Annotated in this window: 15 protein-coding genes; 8 read left to right on the forward strand and 7 right to left on the reverse strand. The window is 52.8% G+C overall.

Annotated elements, in window-relative coordinates; translation table 11 throughout:
• Positions 1 to 171: 171 nt before the first annotated feature.
• Together xylB and xylA are read right to left on the reverse strand one after the other, a co-directional pair.
• Positions 172 to 1,626: a xylulokinase gene (gene xylB / locus DES37_RS16570; RefSeq protein ID WP_110027047.1), complete on the reverse strand. Its 1,455-nt coding sequence runs from the start codon at positions 1,624 to 1,626 to the stop codon at positions 172 to 174.
• A 131-nt stretch (positions 1,627 to 1,757) separates the two neighbouring features.
• Positions 1,758 to 3,080, reverse strand: coding sequence for a xylose isomerase (gene xylA, locus DES37_RS16575; RefSeq protein WP_036107078.1), 1,323 nt, complete (start codon positions 3,078 to 3,080; stop codon positions 1,758 to 1,760).
• Between the two features lie 370 nt (positions 3,081 to 3,450).
• Here xylA and xylF point away from each other — a divergent pair, with 370 nt between their 5' ends.
• The 4 genes from xylF (at position 3,451) to xylR (ending at position 8,490) form a co-directional block, all read left to right on the forward strand.
• Positions 3,451 to 4,446, forward strand: coding sequence for a D-xylose ABC transporter substrate-binding protein (xylF, locus tag DES37_RS16580; protein WP_036107076.1), 996 nt, complete (start codon positions 3,451 to 3,453; stop codon positions 4,444 to 4,446).
• 66 nt (positions 4,447 to 4,512) lie between these two features.
• Complete coding sequence (locus DES37_RS16585; protein ID WP_110026877.1) at positions 4,513 to 6,054, forward strand: xylose ABC transporter ATP-binding protein; 1,542 nt, start codon at positions 4,513 to 4,515, stop codon at positions 6,052 to 6,054.
• Complete coding sequence (gene xylH, locus DES37_RS16590) at positions 6,032 to 7,213, forward strand: xylose ABC transporter permease XylH (RefSeq protein WP_110026878.1); 1,182 nt, start codon at positions 6,032 to 6,034, stop codon at positions 7,211 to 7,213. Before DES37_RS16585 ends, xylH begins: the two co-directional genes overlap by 23 nt.
• Positions 7,214 to 7,314: 101 nt before the next feature.
• The gene (xylR, locus tag DES37_RS16595; protein ID WP_036107068.1) at positions 7,315 to 8,490 is read left to right on the forward strand and encodes a D-xylose utilization transcriptional activator XylR; all 1,176 of its coding nucleotides are present in this window, start codon (positions 7,315 to 7,317) and stop codon (positions 8,488 to 8,490) included.
• 91 nt (positions 8,491 to 8,581) lie between these two features.
• On the opposite strand, the gene DES37_RS16600 is transcribed toward xylR, so the two are convergent.
• Positions 8,582 to 9,403, reverse strand: coding sequence for a protein bax (locus DES37_RS16600; RefSeq protein WP_110026880.1), 822 nt, complete (start codon positions 9,401 to 9,403; stop codon positions 8,582 to 8,584).
• 311 nt (positions 9,404 to 9,714) lie between these two features.
• Here DES37_RS16600 and DES37_RS16605 point away from each other — a divergent pair, with 311 nt between their 5' ends.
• Both DES37_RS16605 and avtA read left to right on the forward strand, forming a co-directional pair.
• Positions 9,715 to 11,745, forward strand: coding sequence for an alpha-amylase (locus DES37_RS16605; protein ID WP_110026882.1), 2,031 nt, complete (start codon positions 9,715 to 9,717; stop codon positions 11,743 to 11,745).
• 250 nt (positions 11,746 to 11,995) lie between these two features.
• Positions 11,996 to 13,249, forward strand: coding sequence for a valine--pyruvate transaminase (gene avtA, locus DES37_RS16610; RefSeq protein ID WP_036107060.1), 1,254 nt, complete (start codon positions 11,996 to 11,998; stop codon positions 13,247 to 13,249).
• A 32-nt stretch (positions 13,250 to 13,281) separates the two neighbouring features.
• On the opposite strand, the gene DES37_RS16615 is transcribed toward avtA, so the two are convergent.
• The gene (locus DES37_RS16615; RefSeq protein WP_110026883.1) at positions 13,282 to 13,788 is read right to left on the reverse strand and encodes a 4Fe-4S dicluster domain-containing protein; all 507 of its coding nucleotides are present in this window, start codon (positions 13,786 to 13,788) and stop codon (positions 13,282 to 13,284) included.
• Positions 13,789 to 13,936: 148 nt separating this feature from the next.
• On the reverse strand, positions 13,937 to 14,758 hold the full coding sequence (locus tag DES37_RS16620; protein ID WP_036107054.1) for an AraC family transcriptional regulator: 822 nt from the start codon (positions 14,756 to 14,758) through the stop codon (positions 13,937 to 13,939).
• A 260-nt stretch (positions 14,759 to 15,018) separates the two neighbouring features.
• Here DES37_RS16620 and DES37_RS16625 point away from each other — a divergent pair, with 260 nt between their 5' ends.
• On the forward strand, positions 15,019 to 16,422 hold the full coding sequence (locus DES37_RS16625) for an MFS transporter (RefSeq protein ID WP_110026885.1): 1,404 nt from the start codon (positions 15,019 to 15,021) through the stop codon (positions 16,420 to 16,422).
• 10 nt (positions 16,423 to 16,432) lie between these two features.
• The gene (locus DES37_RS16630) at positions 16,433 to 18,409 is read left to right on the forward strand and encodes a glycoside hydrolase family 127 protein (protein WP_110026887.1); all 1,977 of its coding nucleotides are present in this window, start codon (positions 16,433 to 16,435) and stop codon (positions 18,407 to 18,409) included.
• Between the two features lie 74 nt (positions 18,410 to 18,483).
• Here the strand turns inward: DES37_RS16630 and DES37_RS16635 are convergent, their stop codons facing one another.
• Entirely contained in the window at positions 18,484 to 19,296 is an 813-nt protein-coding gene (locus tag DES37_RS16635) for a DUF6708 domain-containing protein (RefSeq protein WP_110026889.1), read from the reverse strand.
• A gap of 55 nt (positions 19,297 to 19,351) precedes the next feature.
• The gene (locus DES37_RS16640) at positions 19,352 to 20,170 is read right to left on the reverse strand and encodes a DUF6708 domain-containing protein (RefSeq protein WP_245930115.1); all 819 of its coding nucleotides are present in this window, start codon (positions 20,168 to 20,170) and stop codon (positions 19,352 to 19,354) included.
• Positions 20,171 to 20,180 lie beyond the last annotated feature (10 nt).

The raw sequence follows: 20,180 nt of genomic DNA on the forward strand, positions 1-20,180 counted from the left end.
GAAACCTGAAGCTATTCTGGCAAGAAAAAATTACCTGGCGAATACCAAAAACGGACAGAACAGGGGTACGGGCGGACAAGCGGGAAACAGGAACGGGGTCAGCATAAAAAAACGGCGGCGCAGGGCTGAATTCGCCCGGCACCGCCGGTTATGCTCAGAAGGCTTGCATAGTCACACCATCAGTGGCGCAAGCTGCCGGTAAATTTGGCGGAAAGTTTCTCTGCGCGCCGCATACTGTTGGTTACGCGGTACATCCGGGTGGTGGCGCTGCTCCAGCGGCAACTGCGGCAATAATGCCGTTAACGGTGCACCTGGGTTTAGTGCCACCTGTGCCAGCCGGGCCGCACCCAGCGCCGGGCCAACATCGCCCCCGGTGCGGTAATCCAGTACCTGGCCACTGATATCTGCCAGCATCTGCCGCCAGTAAGGGCTGCGGGCACCACCGCCAATCAGAGTGATGCTTTCAGGGCTCAACCCGCAACTGTGCACCACGTCCATACCATCCGCCAGGGCATACCCCACACCTTCCAGCACCGCCCGTGCCAGTTCCGCCGGGCCATGCTGGTGTGTCAGGCCGAAAAAGACACCTTTGGCAGCAGGATTATTATGCGGAGTACGTTCGCCGGAAAGATAAGGTAAAAACCACAGCGCGCCTGCTGTGTCACTGGCCTGTTCTGCCGCTGCCAGCAAAGCAGGAACTGAAGGCTGCCCGGTTAATTTTGCGGCCCAGTCCAGGCAGGAAGCAGCACTCAGCATAACTGACATTAGGTGCCAGCGTTCCGGTAAAGCATGGCAAAAGCTGTGCACTGCGCATTCAGGCTTACTCAGAAAACCTTCACTGACAGCAAAGTAAACCCCGGACGTGCCTAATGACAACATCGCCTGCCCGGCATCCACCATACCAACCCCAACAGCCCCTGCAGCATTGTCACCGCCACCTGCAATAACCGGCACCACCGGCATGTGCCAGGCGTCGGCGAGGCCAGCATGCAGTTCACCTGTAATCTCATTACCTTCATACAGTGCAGGCATGTTATCGCGCGTCAGGCCGCAGGCCGCCAGCAGTTCATCACTCCAGTCACGCCGTGCGACATCCAGCCACATGGTCCCTGCTGCGTCGGACATATCGCTGGCATAATCACCTGTCATACACAGACGCAAATAGTCTTTGGGTAACAGTACTTTATCTATCTGGCGAAAAATTTCCGGCTCATGATTTTTCACCCACAACAGCTTGGGCGCAGTAAACCCGGGCATCATCAGGTTGCCAGTAATTCTGCGGGAAGACGGCACCGCCTGCTCCAGTTGCACACACTCAGCAGCACAACGCCCATCGTTCCACAAAATCGCCGGGCGCAGGATGTTTTGTTGATTATCCAGCAACGTTGCGCCGTGCATTTGCCCGGTCAGGCCGATTGCCTTTACACCCTGCAAAGCGTGCTGGCGGCCTAATGCTTTCATCGCCCGGTCGGTTGCCGCCCACCATTGCAGGGGATCCTGTTCCGACCACAACGGGTGTGGCCGCGACACTGCCAGCGACTCGGTTTGGGTTGCTAACAGGGCTCCTTCTTCACTTAATAAAATGGCTTTAACGCCAGATGTACCTAAATCAATACCAATATACATTTGCGCCACACCCTCCCGGCAATAAACAGCGTGCATAGCCCCGACAGGCAGATAGCACAGAGGATACGCCAGCACACACCGCGTATCCTCCCGCCTGATTTTATCAGGGCGCTTTCTGGCAGCCCTGGCCCTTAACGGTCAAACAACCAGGTATTCACCAGGTTTTCCAGCAGCTCCTGGTGGCCGCTTTGGTGTTGTGGTGCCAGGTTATGCTGTGCGGCATATTGCGCAATTTGCTCCAGGCTGAGCTGGCCCTTCAGCACTTGCTGACCAAACTCGCTATTCCAGCCTGCGTAACGTTTCGCAACGCGTTTATCCAGCTCACCATCTTCCACCATGCGCGCCGCTACTTTCAGCGCCAGCGCCATGGTATCCATGGCACCAATATGGCCATAGAACAAATCATATTTATCGGTACTCTGGCGGCGTACTTTGGCATCAAAGTTCAGGCCGCCCGTGGTAAAGCCACCCGCTTTGATAATTTCATACATCACCAGCGCATTCTCTTCCACGCTGTTCGGGAACTGATCGGTATCCCAGCCCAGTTGCGCATCGCCACGGTTAGCATCCACCGAACCAAAGATACCCAGAGCAATAGCCGATGCGATTTCATGGTGGAAGCTGTGACCAGCCAGCGTGGCATGGTTTGCTTCAATGTTAACTTTGATCTCTTTTTCCAGACCAAACTGTTTGAGGAAGCCATACACCGTTGCCACGTCGTAATCGTACTGGTGCTTGGTAGGTTCCTGTGGTTTAGGTTCAATCAGCAGTGTTCCCTGGAAACCAATTTTATGTTTATGTTCCACCACCATTTGCATGAAACGCCCAATCTGTTCACGCTCCTGGCGTAAATCTGTGTTGAGCAGGGTTTCGTAACCTTCACGCCCACCCCATAACACATAGTTTTCGCCACCCAGCTTATGTGTGGCGTTCATGGCATTAACAACCTGTGTGGCTGCCCAGGCGAAGACTTCCGGGTCCGGGTTGGTGGCAGCACCGGCACCGTAGCGCGGGTTAGTAAAGCAGTTGGCGGTGCCCCACAGCAGTTTCACGCCGCTCTGTTGCTGTTTTTCCGCCAGCACGTCAACCATTTGCTGGAAATTACTCTGGTAGGTCTTAAGCGAATCGCCTTCCGCAACCACATCCACATCATGGAAGCAGTAGTAAGGCACACCCAGCTTTTGGAAAAACTCGAAGGCGACATCGGCTTTCTGGCGCGCAACAGCCACCGCATCACCGGGATGCTGCCACGGGCGGTCAAACGCGCCCACACCGAACATATCTGCGCCATTCCAGCAGAAGGTGTGCCAGTAGCAGGCAGCAAAACGCAGGTGATCTTCCATGCGCTTACCTAATACAAGCTCATCAGGGTTATAGTGGCGAAATGCCAGAGGGTTAGTGGTTTTAGGGCCTTCGTAACGCACCCGTTCAAGTTGGTCGAAATAAGCTTGCATAGTGGACTCCGTAATCAAGTAAAGGAGGTATTAACAACCATGCATTCATCCTGGTTACTCCAGGCAGCTTCCTCAATTACGTTATTTCACACTGCGATTAAGAGAATACCCAACTGTGCGCCAGCTCTCAAAATAACACTTTATTAATACCTGAGAGCCGGTTTCTATTTTCAAATGAAAACATAATTGTGGCGAATATATGAAACAGGATCTCCATCATAAAACTAACAATTAAACCAAAAAACATAATAGCAAGATAAAAATAGGTAATTGCAAGCTTACGCCTCCACGATAACAATTCCCCTCGTCTGCAGATGTTAATTATTCTTTAAATCCCTCAATCCTACATAAACAAACAGGCATTAAGACCATGAAGATAAAGAACATTTTACTAACAATCTGTGCTTCCGTACTACTCACCACCAGCCTTAACAGCCTGGCGAAAGAGATAAAAATCGGCATGGCCATTGACGATTTGCGTCTGGAACGCTGGCAAAAAGACCGCGATATCTTTGTTAAAAAAGCAGAATCCCTAGGTGCATCTGTATTTGTTCAATCCGCCAATGGGAATGAAGAGACACAGATGTCACAAATTGAAAATATGATCAATCGCGGTGTGGATGTTCTGGTAATTATCCCTTACAACGGACAAGTCTTAAGCAATGTAGTTGCCGAAGCCAAACAAGAAGGCATTAAAGTTTTGGCCTATGACCGCATGATTAATAATGCCGATATTGATTTTTACATCTCTTTTGATAATGAAAAAGTAGGAGAACTGCAGGCACAAAGCCTGGTTGATAAAGTGCCTCAAGGCAATTATTTTCTGATGGGGGGATCCCCGGTAGACAATAATGCCAAATTGTTCCGTGCCGGGCAGATGAAGGTATTAAAACCCTTTATTGATAGTGGGAAAATTCATATTGTTGGCGACCAGTGGGTGGATGGATGGCTACCTGAAAATGCGCTGAAAATTATGGAAAATGCACTGACAGCCAACAAAAATAACATTAACGCAGTTGTTGCCTCTAACGATGCCACGGCAGGCGGAGCCATTCAGGCGCTGGCCGCACAAGGCCTGGCTGGCAAGGTCGCCATTTCCGGGCAGGACGCAGACCTGGCCGCAGTTAAACGTATCGTAGCTGGCACACAAACCATGACGGTTTACAAACCTATCACCCAACTGGCAAATACCGCTGCGGAAATTGCCGTTGAACTGGGTAATGGTAAACAGCCACAATCAAACGCTACATTAAACAACGGTATGAAAGATGTCCCTTCCCGTTTATTAACACCAATTCCAGTGAATAAAAGCAATATTGAAGACACAGTCATAAAAGACGGTTTCCACAAACAAAGCGATCTCTGAACGCCGGGCCCGCGCATGCGCGGGTAACCGCTTTTGCCTGAGGCAAGCATATCGAGGAACAGCGTCATGCCTTATTTGCTGGAAATGAAAAATATTACCAAAGCGTTCGGTACGGTAAAGGCTGTGGATAACGTCAGCCTGGCACTTAACGCAGGTGAAATTATGTCGTTGTGCGGGGAAAACGGCTCCGGAAAATCCACATTAATGAAAGTGTTGTGCGGCATTTACCCTTACCCCACCTGGCAGGGTGAAATCTGGTTTGCTGGCGAGCAACTCAAACCCGCCCATATTCGCGACACCGAACAGAAAGGGATTGCCATCATTCACCAGGAACTGGCGCTGGTAAAACACCTGACCGTACTGGAAAACATCTTTTTGGGTAATGAAATTACACAGCATGGCGTAATGGATTACGACACGATGACGGTCAAGTGTGAAAAATTACTCAACCAGGTGAGCCTGGCTATTTCGCCTGACACCCGGGTAGGGGATTTGGGGTTAGGCCAGCAGCAACTGGTCGAAATTGCCAAAGCCCTGAATAAACAAGTGCGCCTGCTAATTCTGGACGAACCCACAGCGTCACTGACCGAGCAGGAAACCGCCATTTTGCTGGGGATAATTCGCGACCTGCAAAATCACGGTATTGCCTGTATTTATATTTCCCACAAACTTAATGAAGTCAAAGCGATATCTGACACCATCTGTGTGATTCGTGACGGGCAACATATTGCCACCCGCGATGCCGACCAGGTAGAAGAAAACGACATTATCGCCATGATGGTTGGCCGGGAACTCACTGCGCTTTACCCCAGTGAACCTCACCAGACCGGCGAAGAAGTCTTACGGGTTGAACACCTCACCGCATGGCACCCGGTTAACCGCCATATCAAGCGGGTGAATGATATTTCCTTCAGCCTGCATAAAGGCGAAATACTGGGCATCGCCGGGCTGGTTGGCGCCGGGCGCACCGAAGCCGTACAGTGCCTGTTTGGCGTCTGGCCCGGGCGCTGGCAGGGCGATATTTTTATTGAAGGGAACAAAGTAGCGATTCGCCGCTGTGAACAGGCCATTGCCCACGGCATCGCAATGGTGCCGGAAGACCGGAAAAAAGATGGCATCGTGCCAGTTATGGCGGTAGGGCAAAACATTACCCTGGCGGCCCTGAGCCAGTTCTCAGGCACGCTCTCCACCCTGAATGATGCTGCAGAACAACACTGTATAGAGCAATCAATCCAGCGCCTGAAAGTGAAAACCTCGTCTGCGGAACTCGCTATTGGCCGGTTAAGTGGCGGTAACCAGCAAAAGGCGATTATTGCCCGCTGCCTGTTACTCAACCCACGTATCCTGATACTGGATGAACCCACCCGCGGCATTGATATCGGTGCCAAATATGAAATCTACAAACTGATTAACCACCTGGTGCAACAGGGTATCGCCGTCATTGTTATCTCATCTGAACTGCCTGAAGTGCTCGGTCTGAGTGACCGGGTGCTGGTCATGCATGAAGGGCAACTCAAAGCAAACCTGGTTAACCATAACCTGACACAGGAGCAGGTCATGGAAGCCGCACTGAGGAGCGACCACCATGTCGAAAAGCAACTCGTCTGAAATGAAACTCACGGCGCCGGGCTCATCCCCTTTCTCCGGGCTGAAATCACTGAACCTGCAAGTCTTTGTCATGATTGCCGCCATTATCGTCATCATGCTGTTCTTTACAGCCATGACGGATGGCGCATATTTGAGTGCCCGTAATATCTCCAACCTGTTACGCCAGACCGCCATTACCGGTATTCTGGCGGTCGGGATGGTGTTTGTGATTATCTCGGCGGAAATTGATTTATCTGTCGGCTCCATGATGGGCCTGCTGGGCGGTGTGGCGGCAATTTGCGATGTCTGGCTGGGCTGGCCTCTGCCACTGACAATTATCACCACTCTGGTGCTGGGCCTGCTGCTGGGGGCCTGGAACGGGTGGTGGGTAGCCTACCGCAAAGTGCCGTCATTTATTGTTACCCTGGCCGGTATGCTGGCTTTTCGTGGGATCCTGATTGGTATTACCAACGGGACCACCGTTGCCCCCACCAGCCATGCCATGTCGCAAATTGGCCAGAGCTATTTGCCCGACGGTATTGGCTTTACCTGCGGAGCCCTGGGTCTGATGGCGTTTATCGCCTGGCAATGGCGCGGGCGTATGCGCCGCCAGTCTATGGGCCTGGGTGTACCGGCATCAGCATCTGCGGTGGGCCGCCAGTCGTTCACTGCCGTAATTGTGCTGGGAGCCATTTGGCTGCTCAATGATTACCGCGGCGTGCCAACGCCCGTGCTGTTGCTTACCCTGCTACTGCTGGCCGGCATGTTTATGGCTACCCGCACAGCGTTTGGTCGCCGGATTTATGCAATTGGTGGCAACCTGGAAGCCGCACGCCTGTCCGGTATCAATGTTGAGCGCACCAAAATGGCTGTATTTGCCATTAATGGCCTGATGGTTGCGGTGGCCGGTCTTATCCTGAGCTCAAGGCTCGGGGCTGGCTCACCTTCCGCCGGGAATATTGCCGAACTTGATGCCATTGCGGCCTGCGTGATTGGCGGCACCAGCCTGGCTGGCGGGATTGGCAGTGTGGCAGGCGCAGTGATGGGGGCATTTATTATGTCTGCACTGGATAACGGCATGAGCATGATGGATGTCCCGACATTCTGGCAGTACATCGTTAAAGGTGCCATTTTGCTGCTGGCGGTATGGATGGACTCAGCAACAAAACGCCGCGCATAAATTTATTAATCTGCAAAAGATCACACAAAGCCTGGGCATTCACCCCGGCTTTGTGTGTCTTGTGGTATTCAGGGAAAGACTTATCACCAGGAATAACGAAAATGTTTGAGAAACGTCATCGCATTACGCTGTTATTCAATGCCAATAAAGCCTATGACCGCCAGGTCGTCGAAGGCGTGGGTGAATATCTGCAGGCCTCTCAATCTGAATGGGATATTTTTATCGAAGAAGATTTCCGTACCCGTATCGATAATATTAAAGACTGGCTGGGCGATGGCGTCATCGCGGACTTCGACGACCCGGAAATCGAAACATTACTGGCAGGCACCACGGTGCCCATTGTCGGCGTGGGTGGCTCTTACCATGACCCGGCGCAGTACCCTCCGGTGCACTATATTGCCACGGATAACTACGCTTTAGTGGAACAGGCCTTTCTGCACCTTAAAGAGCGCGGAGTGAACCGTTTTGCTTTTTATGGTTTGCCTGCATCCAGCGGTAAACGCTGGGCCAGTGAACGGGAATATGCCTTTCGCCAGTTAGTGCAAAAAGAGCAATATCGCGGTGTCATTTACCAGGGTCTGGAAACTGCGCCAGAAAACTGGCAACACGCACAAAACAGGCTGGCGGACTGGTTACAAACCCTGCCACCGCAAACCGGGATTATCGCCGTCACAGACGCACGGGCACGCCACCTGCTCCAGGCCTGTGAACACCTGCACATTCCGGTGCCTGAAAAATTGTGTGTTATTGGTATAGATAACGAAGAACTGACACGTTATTTGTCGCGCGTGGGGTTGTCATCCGTTGCCCAGGGAACCCGGCAAATGGGCTACCAGGCAGCCCGGGTTCTGCACCGCCTGCTCGACCACGAAACACCGCCCCTGCAACGAATTCTGGTGCCACCAGTGCGGGTGGTTGCCCGGCGTTCAACTGACTTCCGTTCACTGCATGACCCGGCAGTCATTCAGGCCATGCATTACATTCGCAACCATGCCTGCAAGGGAATTAAAGTTGAACAGGTGCTGGATGCAGTCGGCATTTCCCGTTCAAACCTGGAAAAACGCTTTAAAGAAGAAGTGGGGGAAACCATCCATTCGGTGATTCACAGTGAAAAGCTGGAAAAAGCCCGCACACTGCTGATCTCGACCAGCCTGTCGATTAACGAAATTTCCCAGGTATGTGGTTACCCGTCATTACAGTATTTCTACTCTGTATTTAAAAAGGGTTACGACACCACACCCAAAGAGTACCGGGATGTACACAGCGAAATGTGCTGAACCGGGCTTATGCTGGTGAACATAAAGAAAATGCCAGCCCACATTACTGTGAGGCTGGCATGTCAGATATCAGCGTTGTTGTTGCTGGTTATCAGTAAGTATTCAGCAACTGCTTGTTACTCTGGAACATAGCAAACAGGTAGTTGTTATAACTGCTGCCCTTGGTGGAGTAACCTTCCAGTTTGTGAATCATGTTCGCGGCAGTTAACTCCTGGTCTGCCCGGCGTAACTGCGAACGTGACTTACGGAATGAGGAGTAAGCCGGGTGTGTATTCAGGTTGCGCACATACGCCTGCACGGATTCATCTACAGATGAAAACTGTGAATACCCTTTCACTTTACCCTTAGCACCTGAGCAACTACGCCCACACTTCATGCCAAACAGATTATTATTCACACGCGCCAGCTTTGATGTCCCCCAGCCGCTTTCTGCCGCAGCCATGGTTGCCACCATATTCGTCGGGATAATATCAATGCGATCCAGCAAAGTATTCCACGGCACACGGCGCGTATCACCCCGCCAGGACACATTATACTGGCGAGCCAGCCCTTTCAGGCGAGTGCGCTCGGCAGCCGTCCAGTGCCCGGCATAGCGTTTTTGCTGCAACCATTCACGGTCAGCAAGAATTACATCATTCTGGCGGTTGATATACGGCATTACAGTCCGGAGAAATGCTTTCTTTCTTGCTGCTCCGGAAGGGTATTTTCGCAAATCAGGAAGTGAACTGCTTGCACTATTGCGAGAATACTCTTGTTTACTACTAACCGCCTGCTTACTGCCATGAACCTTTGTTACATGAGGCTTATGATTCGTTGTTGTTTCATGTTTCTTTGCCAGAACCCCGCCGGAAAATCCCAGGGTGAAACACATCAGAATCGTCGCCCCGTATCGTCGTATACGTGTCGACATCATCAGGTCTCCAGGTCGGATATCATTTTTCCAACACCTTATTTTTTAAAATAAATAAACAATCAGCAGCAAATTGTAGCAAAAGTAGCGCAATTTTGCACCTTCGGGGAATAGTACAAATCCGAAAGGTTGTTATGAGGAATAATCTTATCGCAGAAAAAAATAGGGAAAAAATGGCGGCAGTTCGCATAAATAGCGAAAAATTGTGTCTGAAGTTCTCCCCCTTGCGTCTCATCCCCCTTCACGTTTACTTCAGGATGAACCGTTGTTTTTTTCGCCATGCCAGACTGAGCAGAAAAAACCAGGATATTCCGATGAAAATAAAATACCTTGCCCTACTGCTTTTCCCGGCCACCAGTGCACTGGCAGGCTGGAACGCCCCCGGATTACCTGAATTCAGGGAAACACACCCAGGCCAGTTTCAAAGCCAGGGTGTGCTGAAAAAAGGTGCGCTGCCGCTTGCCCTGCACCAGGGTGACCAGTGCTGGCAACCCGCTGAAAGTATCAAGCTAAACCAGATGTTGTCGCTGGAACCCTGCACAGGCACACCGCCACAATGGCGCCTGTTCCGCGATGGCACCTATCATGTGCAGGTAGATACCCGCTCCGGCACGCCCACCCTGTTGCTCAGTATCGACAGCACCACCGCAGCGCCACAGAATGTCACCCGGCAATGCCCGCGCTGGGATGGTAAACCGCTTACCGTTGATGTCAGCAGCACCTTCCCGGAAGGCTCAACGGTGCGTGATTTCTACAGTGGCGCTACCGCAACCGTCCACCAGGGCCATGTCACGCTAATGCCTGCCGCCAATAGCAACGGCCTGCTGCTGCTGGAAAGCGCAGAAACCCAACAGACCGCGCCGTTCTCCTGGCATAACGCAACCGTCTACTTTGTGCTGACAGACCGCTTTGTTAATGGCGACCCCAGTAACGACCACAGCTATGGGCGCAAATCCGATGGCATGCAGGAAATTGGCACCTTCCACGGCGGCGACCTGAAAGGGCTGGCCAGCAAGCTCGACTATTTACAACAACTGGGGGTGAATGCCCTGTGGATAAGCTCACCACTGGAGCAAATCCACGGCTGGGTTGGGGGCGGAACCAAAGGTGATTTCCCGCATTATGCGTACCACGGTTACTACACCATGGACTGGACCCGGCTGGATGCCAACATGGGCACAGAAGAGGACTTACGCCACCTGGTAGACGGTGCCCACCAGCGCGGTATTCGGGTACTGTTTGATGTGGTAATGAACCATACAGGCTACGCAACACTTGCGGATATGCAGCAATACCAGTTCGGCGCACTGTATCTCAAAGGCGCAGAGCGGGACAAAATCCTCGGGAAACACTGGACCGACTGGACACCCGGCCCGGGCCAGACCTGGCACAGCTTTAATGACTACATCAACTTCAGTGACAAAAACGCCTGGCAAAAGTGGTGGGGGAACGCCTGGGTGCGCACGGATATCGGCGATTACGACAGCCCGGGCTATGACGACCTGACCATGTCACTGGCTTTTCTGCCCGATATCAAAACTGAATCCACCACACCTTCCGGGTTACCGGTCTTCTATGCACATAAGCCGGATACCCACGCCACAGCCATTGCCGGTTACACACCACGCGACTACCTGACTCACTGGCTCAGCCAGTGGGTGCGAGATTATGGCATTGATGGCTTTCGGGTCGATACCGCAAAACATGTAGAAATGGCGGCCTGGCAGCAACTAAAAAACCAGGCAACCGATGCGCTCAAAGCCTGGAAACAGGCTAATCCCAGCAAAAAACTGGATGATGCCCCTTTCTGGATGACCGGTGAAGCCTGGGGCCACGGCGTTATGCAAAGTGATTATTACCGCAACGGCTTTGATGCCATGATCAACTTCGACTACCAGGACCAGGCATCCGGTGCCAAAGACTGCCTGGCCTTTATGGACATGACCTGGCAACACATGGCCGAAAAACTGCAGGGCTTCAATGTGCTCAGTTATCTGTCTTCCCACGATACCCGCCTGTTTCGTGAAGCAGGCCAGCGCAATGCAGAGCTGTTGCTGCTGGCCCCGGGTGCCGTACAAATCTTCTATGGCGATGAAACCGAGCGCCCCTTCGGCCCAACCGGTTCAGACCCACTGCAGGGCACGCGTTCACAAATGAACTGGCAGGATATTAATGGCAAAGAGGCGCTGACCCTGGCGCACTGGCAAAAGCTGGGGCAATTTCGCGCCCGCCACCCGGCAATTGGTGCCGGGGTACAAACCACGCTTCACCAGGCGCGGGGCTACAGTTTTAACCGTGTGCTGGGCGATGACAAAGTGATGGTGGTCTGGGCCGGTAATCAATAACCGGGTACAAGGCGATACCCGGGCTGGCAAGTGCCGGCGCGGGTATTTACCGCTAATCACGCACCGGCAAAAAAAGCGCAGGGGAAGATATAGCAAGTTTGTTAAGCAAAAGACTCCACGATATATTCTGCTGGTTTTACCCATTCCCTCGGCATTTATTTCACCAGACAACAGAGTTATCTGGTTTGCACATCGATATCTGTGGCGCTATGGTTAGCATCTTTAACAGACCTACAACACTTTTACTGCTATGACGTTTTCACTTTTCGGCGACAAATTTACCCGCCATTCCGGCATTACACGCCTGATGGAAGACCTTAACGACGGCCTGAGAACGCCCGGAGCCATTATGTTAGGGGGCGGAAACCCGGCACAAATCCCCGCCATGCAGGATTACTTTCAACAACTCCTCGCGGATATGCTGAAAAGTGGCAAACTCACTGATGCGCTTTGTAATTATGATGGCCCACAGGGCAAAAGCGAGCTACTTGATGCGCTTGCAGGCATGCTGCACGATGAATTCGGCTGGGATATCGATCCGCAGAATATTGCACTAACAAATGGTAGCCAGAGTGCATTTTTCTACTTATTCAACTTATTCGCAGGGCGTCGTGCTGACGGCCGCACCAAAAAGGTGCTTTTCCCACTGGCGCCAGAATACCTGGGCTACGCCGACGCAGGGCTGGAAGAATCGCTGTTTGTTTCCGCCCGCCCAAATATAGAACTGCTCCCGGAAGGGCAGTTTAAATACCATGTAGACTTCGAACACCTGCATATTGGCGAAGATACCGGCATGATTTGTGTGTCGCGCCCCACTAACCCCACCGGGAATGTCATTACAGATGACGAGCTGATGAAGCTCGACATGCTGGCAAACCAGCACGGTATTCCACTGGTGATTGATAACGCTTACGGTGTGCCTTTCCCGGGCATTATCTTCAGTGAAGCCCGCCCACTATGGAACCCCAATATTGTGTTGTGCATGAGCCTGTCTAAACTGGGCCTGCCGGGCAGCCGTTGCGGCATCATCATTGCCAACGAAAAAATAATCTCTGCTATCAGCAATATGAACGGCATTATCAGCCTGGCGCCAGGCGGTACCGGCCCGGCTATCGCGAGTGAAATGATTAAGCGCAACGACTTGCTGCGCCTGTCTGAAACCGTTATTCGCCCATTCTATTTGCAACGCGTTACCGAAACTATCGCAACAATTCGCCGCTATTTGCCAGAAGAACGCTGCCTTATCCATAAACCGGAAGGGGCGATTTTCCTGTGGTTGTGGTTTAAAGACCTGCCCATCAGCACCGAAGTACTGTACCAGCGCCTGAAAAAACGCGGGGTTCTGATGGTGCCCGGGCACTTTTTCTTCCCTGGGCTGGATAAACCCTGGCCGCATACCCAGCAGTGCATGCGGATGAACTATGTGCCGGAACCGGAAAAAATTGAAGCCGGGGTGAAAATCCTGGCGGAAGAAGTGGAACGCGCCTGGCACGAAGTGCAGTAAAGCGTTGCCCGGTGTAACCGCCAGAGCCACACTTACAAGTGCAGAGGGCTGGCGGCCGCCTGCAAACGGCGCTGGCGGGTTAACGCTTCCAGCGCTTCACCACTCACACACCGTAACGCCCCTGTTGGGCAGGCCTCCACACAGGCAGGCCCGGCATCACGCCCCTGACATAAATCGCATTTCAACACTTGTGGGTGCGCCCGGCTCTCTTCGCCCTTAGCAATACGTATCGCACCGTAAGGGCACACCACCATACAGGTTTTGCAGCCAATACACGCCGCCTGGGTAACCGCAACATAATCCGTACCACGCACCAGCGCTCCGGTCGGGCAAACACGGGCACAGGGTGCATCTTCACACTGCCGGCACATCACGGGTACAGACACACTGGCTGTTTTCTCCACCTGCAACCGCGCCTGAAAGGTTGCGGGCGACAGCGCTGCGCAATCTGCCTGCGCCTGGTGAGAAACGGCACAGGCCACTTCACAGGTACGGCAACCAATACATTTGGTGGCATCGGCCAGAATAAAACGGTGCATGAGATTTCCCTTAATAATGCGTTACCCGCCAGGCGCGGAAATAACAGCCTAAGCGAACCGGCAGCCAACAGCTTTGATCCCACAAGGTAAAGGCATGATTTCCTGAGAATGACTGTGAAATTCAGGCAATTGCCTGAATGCCGGGAAATCAGTCGGAATTGATATGTTCTTTGCAGTAACGGCGCTGCCAGGCGGCAGGGGTCAGGCCCGTTTGTTTGCGAAAAATTTGCCGGAAATACCCCACATCCTGAAACCCACACCGTGTTGCCACTTCCACCAGCGCCAGTGAATCACTGAGCAGGAGTTTTTGCGCAGCGACTACCCGCTGGCGGTGGATGGCGTCTGTAATTGTCAGGTGGAACACGCGCCGGTAAACCCTTCCCAGATAATCCGCGCTACAGTGCAGGTTTTGCGCCAGTGATGAAGTGGAAATAGCCTGGTGATACTGGGTACGGATGCATTGTTGTGCCCGCCAGGCCAGAGCAATACCACTGCGGGTCTGTGCATCCCGGGCGGGTGCAGTCAGGGAGATCTTTTGCAAAATCAGCAGCAATAGCAGCTCAAGCGCACAACTGCGGGTGATGTTTTCCTGCTCAGCAAGAAACTGGCGAAACAAGGTTATCACTTGTTCAGGGTCGGGAACCTTGCTGTGTTGGGGGAGTGAAATTTTCGCCTGTGGCAACCCAACAGAAGCAGGCACATCATGGACATCAAAATGCACCCAATAGAATTTTAAATCTGGCGGGAACACCCCTACACCCCGATGCCTGCGGTGTGGGTACAACACCAGGCTTTCACCTTCGCTAACCTCAAAAACTTTATGGTCTTCCTGGATCGTAAGTGTCCCTTTTTCCACAAAAATCACTTCCCATGAAGTCAGTGTTCTTTCCGGGTGAATTCCCACTCCACGGGAAATAAACACACCACCATTTTGTACAGATAAGGGAAAAGAAAGATTAAAATCAATCATATAAATAAACACCCACCCACTTCACCACCTCTGATTATGCAGAGTGTTGCTGTCAGCAGTATTTATTTTTCTCAAGAATCGATCCTCTTCACAAAATTTTCACCAGGTCGGAATCGTCATCTTTTTATACTTTTCTCTTGTCTTGTTGGTCAGGCAACCTTGTGCAAAATAAAAAGTGTTTGCGCAAACAACAACCAAAGCCCGGCTTATTAGCGGTTTCGTTTCGGGTACAGACAACGCAACACTGCGAGGCGTTAACCATGACCTCTACCCCTATATCACAAACAGACATTGTCACTCAGCGCACTGACACGAAATTATCCCTGCGGGAGAAAATCGGTTATGGCCTGGGCGATGCCGGCGGGACAGTTATTACCTGCCTTATCATGAACTTTCTGACCTTTTTCTACACCGATGTCTTCGGCCTGACCCCGGCAATTGTCGGTACGCTATTTATTGGCCTGCGGATTTTTGATGCGGTGTCCGACCCCATCATGGGCATTCTGGCAGACCGCACGCAAAGCCGCTGGGGCCGGTTCCGCCCGTGGCAACTGTGGGTTGCCCTGCCCATCGGCATTATTGGGGTGCTGACGTTCACCGTACCGGATGTCAGCATGACCATGAAAATAGCCTGGGCGTTCGGCACTTATCTTATGCTATCTGTCGGTTACACCGCCATTAACGTGCCGTACTGCGCGCTTATCAACACCATGACCACCCGCCATGATGAAGTGATTTCCTGCCAGTCCTGGCGCTTTATTCTGTGCGGCGTGGCAGGTTTTCTGGTGTCTGTCGGGCTGCCGTGGCTGGTTGCCGAACTGGGCGCAGGCAATGCTGCCAAAGGTTACCAGCTTGGGGTTGGCCTGCTGTGTGGTATCGCGGTGGTAATGTTCCTGTGCTGCTTTTTCTGGGTGCGTGAGCGTGTACCACTGGCGTTGATGGGCAAATTCAGCCTGCGGGAACACCTGGCCGGGTTGCGCAAAAATGACCAGTTATTACTGATGCTGGTGATGTCATTCCTGCTTATCAACGTATTTAACCTGCGCGGCGGCGGCTATATGTATTTTATTACCTATGTCCTGCACGGTAGCGCCGCTTTTGCTTCGCTGTTTTTCACTATGGTGACCCTGGCGTCTGTTCTCGGTGCCATTCTGGTGAACCCACTTGCCCGCCGTATTGATACAGTAAAACTCTACTACTACACCAACCTGGTGCTGGCCGCCTGTGCCGCGGGCATGTGGTTTCTGCCCACCGGCCCACAATGGCAGACGTTGTGGCTCGGTATTATTCTCAGTAACGGTATTATTCTTGGTTTCACGCTTCCTCTGCACTTTTCCATCATGGCATTCGCCGACGACTACGGTGAATGGAAAACCGGTGTGCGTTCTTCAGGTATGAACTTCGCTTTCAACCTGTTTTTCATCAAACTGGCCTGGGCTGCCAGTGCCGGTATCATCAGCCTGGTGTTTATCTTTGTGGCTTACAAACCCGGCATGGAAAACCAGACCGCCGCCTCACTGCAGGGTATTACCGCCCTTGAAAGCCTGTTACCTGCCGTTTTTCACCTGTTACTGGCTCTCGCCCTGCGCAAGTGCCGCCTCAATAACCCCATGATGGCGACTATCGCAACCGATTTACGCCAACGCCATGTACACACATCCTGAAGAGGTTGTTATGACTCAGCATGTTGTTTTTGATGTCGATTTACACCGCCTGAAGATTACGGACACATTTTTGGGCCAGTACCAGCGCCTGGTACGTGACGTGGTTATCCCTTACCAGTGGGATGCCCTGAACGACCGCATTCCGGATACCGAGCCCAGCCATGCTATTGAAAACTTTCGCATCGCGGCAGGCCAGCAAACTGGTGAATTTTACGGCATGGTGTTCCAGGACAGCGATGTCGCCAAGTGGCTGGAGGCCGTTGCCTGGTCTTTGTGCCAGAAACTCGATGCTGAACTGGAACACATTGCCGATGGCGTAATTGAGCTGGTCGCCGCCGCCCAGTGCGAAGACGGCTACCTGAATACCTGGTTCACCGTCAAAGCACCGGAACAGCGCTGGTCGAACCTGGCGGAATGCCATGAGTTATATTGTGCCGGGCATATGATTGAAGCTGGCGTGGCTTTCTTTCAGGCCACTGGCAAACGCCGCTTGTTGGACGTTGTCTGCCGCCTTGCTGACCATATCGACCATGTGTTTGGCCCGGGAGAGAACCAGTTGCAGGGCTACCCCGGGCACCCGGAAATTGAACTGGCGTTAATGCGCCTGTTCGATGTCACCCAGGAGCCCCGCTACCGCGAGCTGACTCATTTCTTTGTCACCCAGCGCGGCCAGTCACCACACTATTACGATGAAGAGTATGAAAAGCGCGGTAAAACATCGTACTGGAATACCTATGGCCCGGCGTGGATGGTAAAAGATAAAGCCTACAGCCAGGCACACCTTCCCCTGGTGGAACAAAACCAGGCAACCGGCCACGCTGTGCGCTTTGTCTACCTGATGACCGGCGTTGCTCACCTGGCGCGCCTGAGCGAAGATGAAACCCTGCGCCAGTCCTGCCTGCGCCTGTGGCAGGATATGGCACAGCGCCAGATGTATATCACGGGCGGTATTGGTTCCCAGTCCAGCGGTGAAGCATTCAGCAGCGATTACGACTTACCCAACGACACGGTCTATGCCGAAAGCTGTGCGTCTATCGGCCTGATGATGTTTGCCCGCCGTATGCTGGAAATGGAAGCCGACAGCCAGTACGGCGATGCCATGGAGCGGGCGCTGTATAACACGGTGCTGGGCGGTATGGCGCTGGACGGCAAGCACTTTTTCTATGTAAACCCGCTGGAAGTGCAACCCAAAGCGGTGCCGTTTAACCATGTTTACGACCATATTAAACCGGTGCGCCAACGCTGGTTCGGGTGCGCCTGTTGTCCGCCAAATATCGCCCGCCTGTTAACCTCTCTTGGCCACTATATCTACACACCACGCAGCGATGCGCTGTATGTGAATTTATACGTGGGCAACGAGGCAGAGCTGGTTGCCGGTACAGCCGGGCTGCGCTTGCGGATGAGCGGCAACTACCCCTGGGATGAACAGGTAACACTGTCTGTACTTTCACCAGAGCCCGTCACACACACCCTTGCTTTACGCCTGCCAGACTGGTGCCCGTCACCTTCCGTAACACTTAACGGCCAGCCGGTTCAGGGCGATGTCGTGCGCGGCTACCTGCACCTGCAACGCACCTGGCGGGAAGGCGACACGCTGTGCCTTACACTGCCCATGCCAGTACGGCGTGTTTACGGCAACCCTCTGGTGCGCCACCAGGCCGGGAAAGTCGCCCTGCAACGCGGGCCGGTGGTGTATTGCCTGGAGGAAGCGGATAACGGCGCACAACTGCATAACCTGTGGTTGCCAGAAAACGCCGTACCGCGCCTGCTGGATGGCACTGCGAGCCTGGCACATAAAGTACTTTTGCAGGCAGAAGGGCTGCGCTACCAGGCAAATCAACCCGAAAAACAGGCCCTGTGGCGCTATGATGCACACCCGGCCACACCTGTTCCCCAAACACTGACCTTCATCCCCTGGTTCGCCTGGGCTAACCGTGGCGAAGGGGAAATGCGTGTCTGGGTAAATGAGGCTCCCGGCCCGGCGTGATTTTTGTACATAACTGCCGCAGTATTGCCGTAATAAAAAAACCCCGCAGGCGCTGGCTGGCGGGGTTTTGTTATTCAACATTCATCGCCTGGTGCGGTAGTGGATTCTCTTTCCATGTCTTCCGGCCAGTGAATATTATCCATAGGTTTCACTTTGCGTGTTATCGCGGGTATCTCTTGCGTATACAGTAATTCGTTTCCCTGCATGTAGTAACAGCAGTAGCTCCAAAAACGGTGGAGTTCATGTTTTTCTCCCTGATATCTCAATGGGAAACGTTCAACCACATGAAAGGTTCCTGGTTTACAGATTGCACAAGAAAGCTCATAACCCGAGAAAAAAATCCCCTGCCGGTACACCAGTTCCCCTTGCACATCTGCCCAGTCAACTACCCGGATAGTCGAAGGGCCTGAAATCCGTGTAAGATCATGATCATTTTCATATTCATAGATATAGACTTTCTGGCGTTTACGGTTGAACCTGACAGGTGTGCTGCGAAGAGGAAAGGCCATGGTGCGCGTGTTAAATACAACAATAACCAACATAGCGAGCATCACCACCATCACGAAGGGGTTATAGTTCGTGCCAAGGAGTTGCCAGAACATCCCTGACAGTGGAATGGCAATCAGAGAGAATGCAATACACAACCCCCGCGGGCAGGTTTTAGTTTGGTAACGAGGCAGCTCCATCCACGTATCATTCAATCCATCCACCTGAACAATCCATGGGATATTTTGGATCTCCCCACGAGGATCCGGAAGATCCTCTTCCCAATAATCAAGCGACGGTTTTAATCGCGAAAACCCTGGGTCAAATAATGTGTTGGGTTTCCGGTTTGGATCACTGTATGGCTTAAGGCGCTTTTTCTGCACCTTAGTTATATGGCTCATGGTTCCCTCCAGTTAATGCTGAAATATCCCTGTGGTGACAATTTGTGGCGGCCGGTTATTCACCCGGTGCCGTGGTGGATTCGCGGTCCAGCGCTTCCGGCCAGCGGATGGTGTTTACCGGCGTCCAGCTCGCCGGCACATGCCTGATAACCGGCGTCGCCGGTACTCTTCTGCCCTGCATGTACATGCAGCAGTGGCTCCACACACTTTTCAGCGGAATACTGCCAGCCAGAAAATTCAGTGAAAACCGGTCCACCACCTCGTAAGTACCGGGTTTACAGACTGCGCAGGACAGCTCATAACCCGAGGCATAGATATCGCTGCGCCGTATCAGTTCGCCGCGCACATCCGCCCAGTCGAACACCTTGATGGTGGTGCGCCAGGGGAACCAGGGCCAGCCCCGTTTATGCTCATAGACATACACTTTCTGCCGCTTACGGTTAAGCCGGACAGGCTTTCCCCGGGGGGCAAAAACTGCCATTCGGAAAAGATAGAGTCCAAAGCTAAATGCCAAAAAAATGATAAGACCAAAACTCGGTTCTGCACTGAAGTTAATCATAAGGTCAAGAAAAAACCATATCAGCGCAAAACATACTGGAAGCAATACCCAGGCCCCCCACCAGGAAATTCTATCCTCATAACGTGGGATCTCCATCCAGGTATCATTCAGCTCGCTGAGCCGGATCAGCCGGGGGGATGCCATTGGCTGCTCACCCGGCTCCGGCAGGTCTTCTTCCCAGTACTCAGACTGGGGTTTTAACCGCGAAAAGCCCGGGTCATAAATGGTATAAGGTGGCCGCGCGGCAGGTGGCGGGCCTGGTGGTTGTTGGTGCGCCTTACGGCGACGCTGGCGTGACGGCGATTTCTGGCTCATGGTTCCCTCC

The sequence above is a fragment of the Mangrovibacter plantisponsor genome (genome assembly GCF_003182475.1).
GTDB lineage: Bacteria > Pseudomonadota > Gammaproteobacteria > Enterobacterales > Enterobacteriaceae > Mangrovibacter > Mangrovibacter plantisponsor.

What these genes read in the sequence shown, in the direction of transcription:
- DES37_RS16605 (WP_110026882.1), top strand. Translation starts at nt 9,715, where the DNA reads ATGAAAATAAAATACCTTGCCCTACTGCTTTTCCCGGCCACCAGTGCA.
- DES37_RS16625 (WP_110026885.1), top strand. Translation starts at nt 15,019, where the DNA reads ATGACCTCTACCCCTATATCACAAACAGACATTGTCACTCAGCGCACT.
- xylR (WP_036107068.1), top strand. Translation starts at nt 7,315, where the DNA reads ATGTTTGAGAAACGTCATCGCATTACGCTGTTATTCAATGCCAATAAA.
- DES37_RS16640 (WP_245930115.1), bottom strand. Translation starts at nt 20,170, where the DNA reads ATGAGCCAGAAATCGCCGTCACGCCAGCGTCGCCGTAAGGCGCACCAA.
- xylH (WP_110026878.1), top strand. Translation starts at nt 6,032, where the DNA reads ATGTCGAAAAGCAACTCGTCTGAAATGAAACTCACGGCGCCGGGCTCA.
- xylF (WP_036107076.1), top strand. Translation starts at nt 3,451, where the DNA reads ATGAAGATAAAGAACATTTTACTAACAATCTGTGCTTCCGTACTACTC.
- DES37_RS16620 (WP_036107054.1), bottom strand. Translation starts at nt 14,758, where the DNA reads ATGATTGATTTTAATCTTTCTTTTCCCTTATCTGTACAAAATGGTGGT.
- DES37_RS16630 (WP_110026887.1), top strand. Translation starts at nt 16,433, where the DNA reads ATGACTCAGCATGTTGTTTTTGATGTCGATTTACACCGCCTGAAGATT.
- avtA (WP_036107060.1), top strand. Translation starts at nt 11,996, where the DNA reads ATGACGTTTTCACTTTTCGGCGACAAATTTACCCGCCATTCCGGCATT.
- xylB (WP_110027047.1), bottom strand. Translation starts at nt 1,626, where the DNA reads ATGTATATTGGTATTGATTTAGGTACATCTGGCGTTAAAGCCATTTTA.
- DES37_RS16635 (WP_110026889.1), bottom strand. Translation starts at nt 19,296, where the DNA reads ATGAGCCATATAACTAAGGTGCAGAAAAAGCGCCTTAAGCCATACAGT.
- xylA (WP_036107078.1), bottom strand. Translation starts at nt 3,080, where the DNA reads ATGCAAGCTTATTTCGACCAACTTGAACGGGTGCGTTACGAAGGCCCT.
- DES37_RS16600 (WP_110026880.1), bottom strand. Translation starts at nt 9,403, where the DNA reads ATGATGTCGACACGTATACGACGATACGGGGCGACGATTCTGATGTGT.
- DES37_RS16615 (WP_110026883.1), bottom strand. Translation starts at nt 13,788, where the DNA reads ATGCACCGTTTTATTCTGGCCGATGCCACCAAATGTATTGGTTGCCGT.
- DES37_RS16585 (WP_110026877.1), top strand. Translation starts at nt 4,513, where the DNA reads ATGCCTTATTTGCTGGAAATGAAAAATATTACCAAAGCGTTCGGTACG.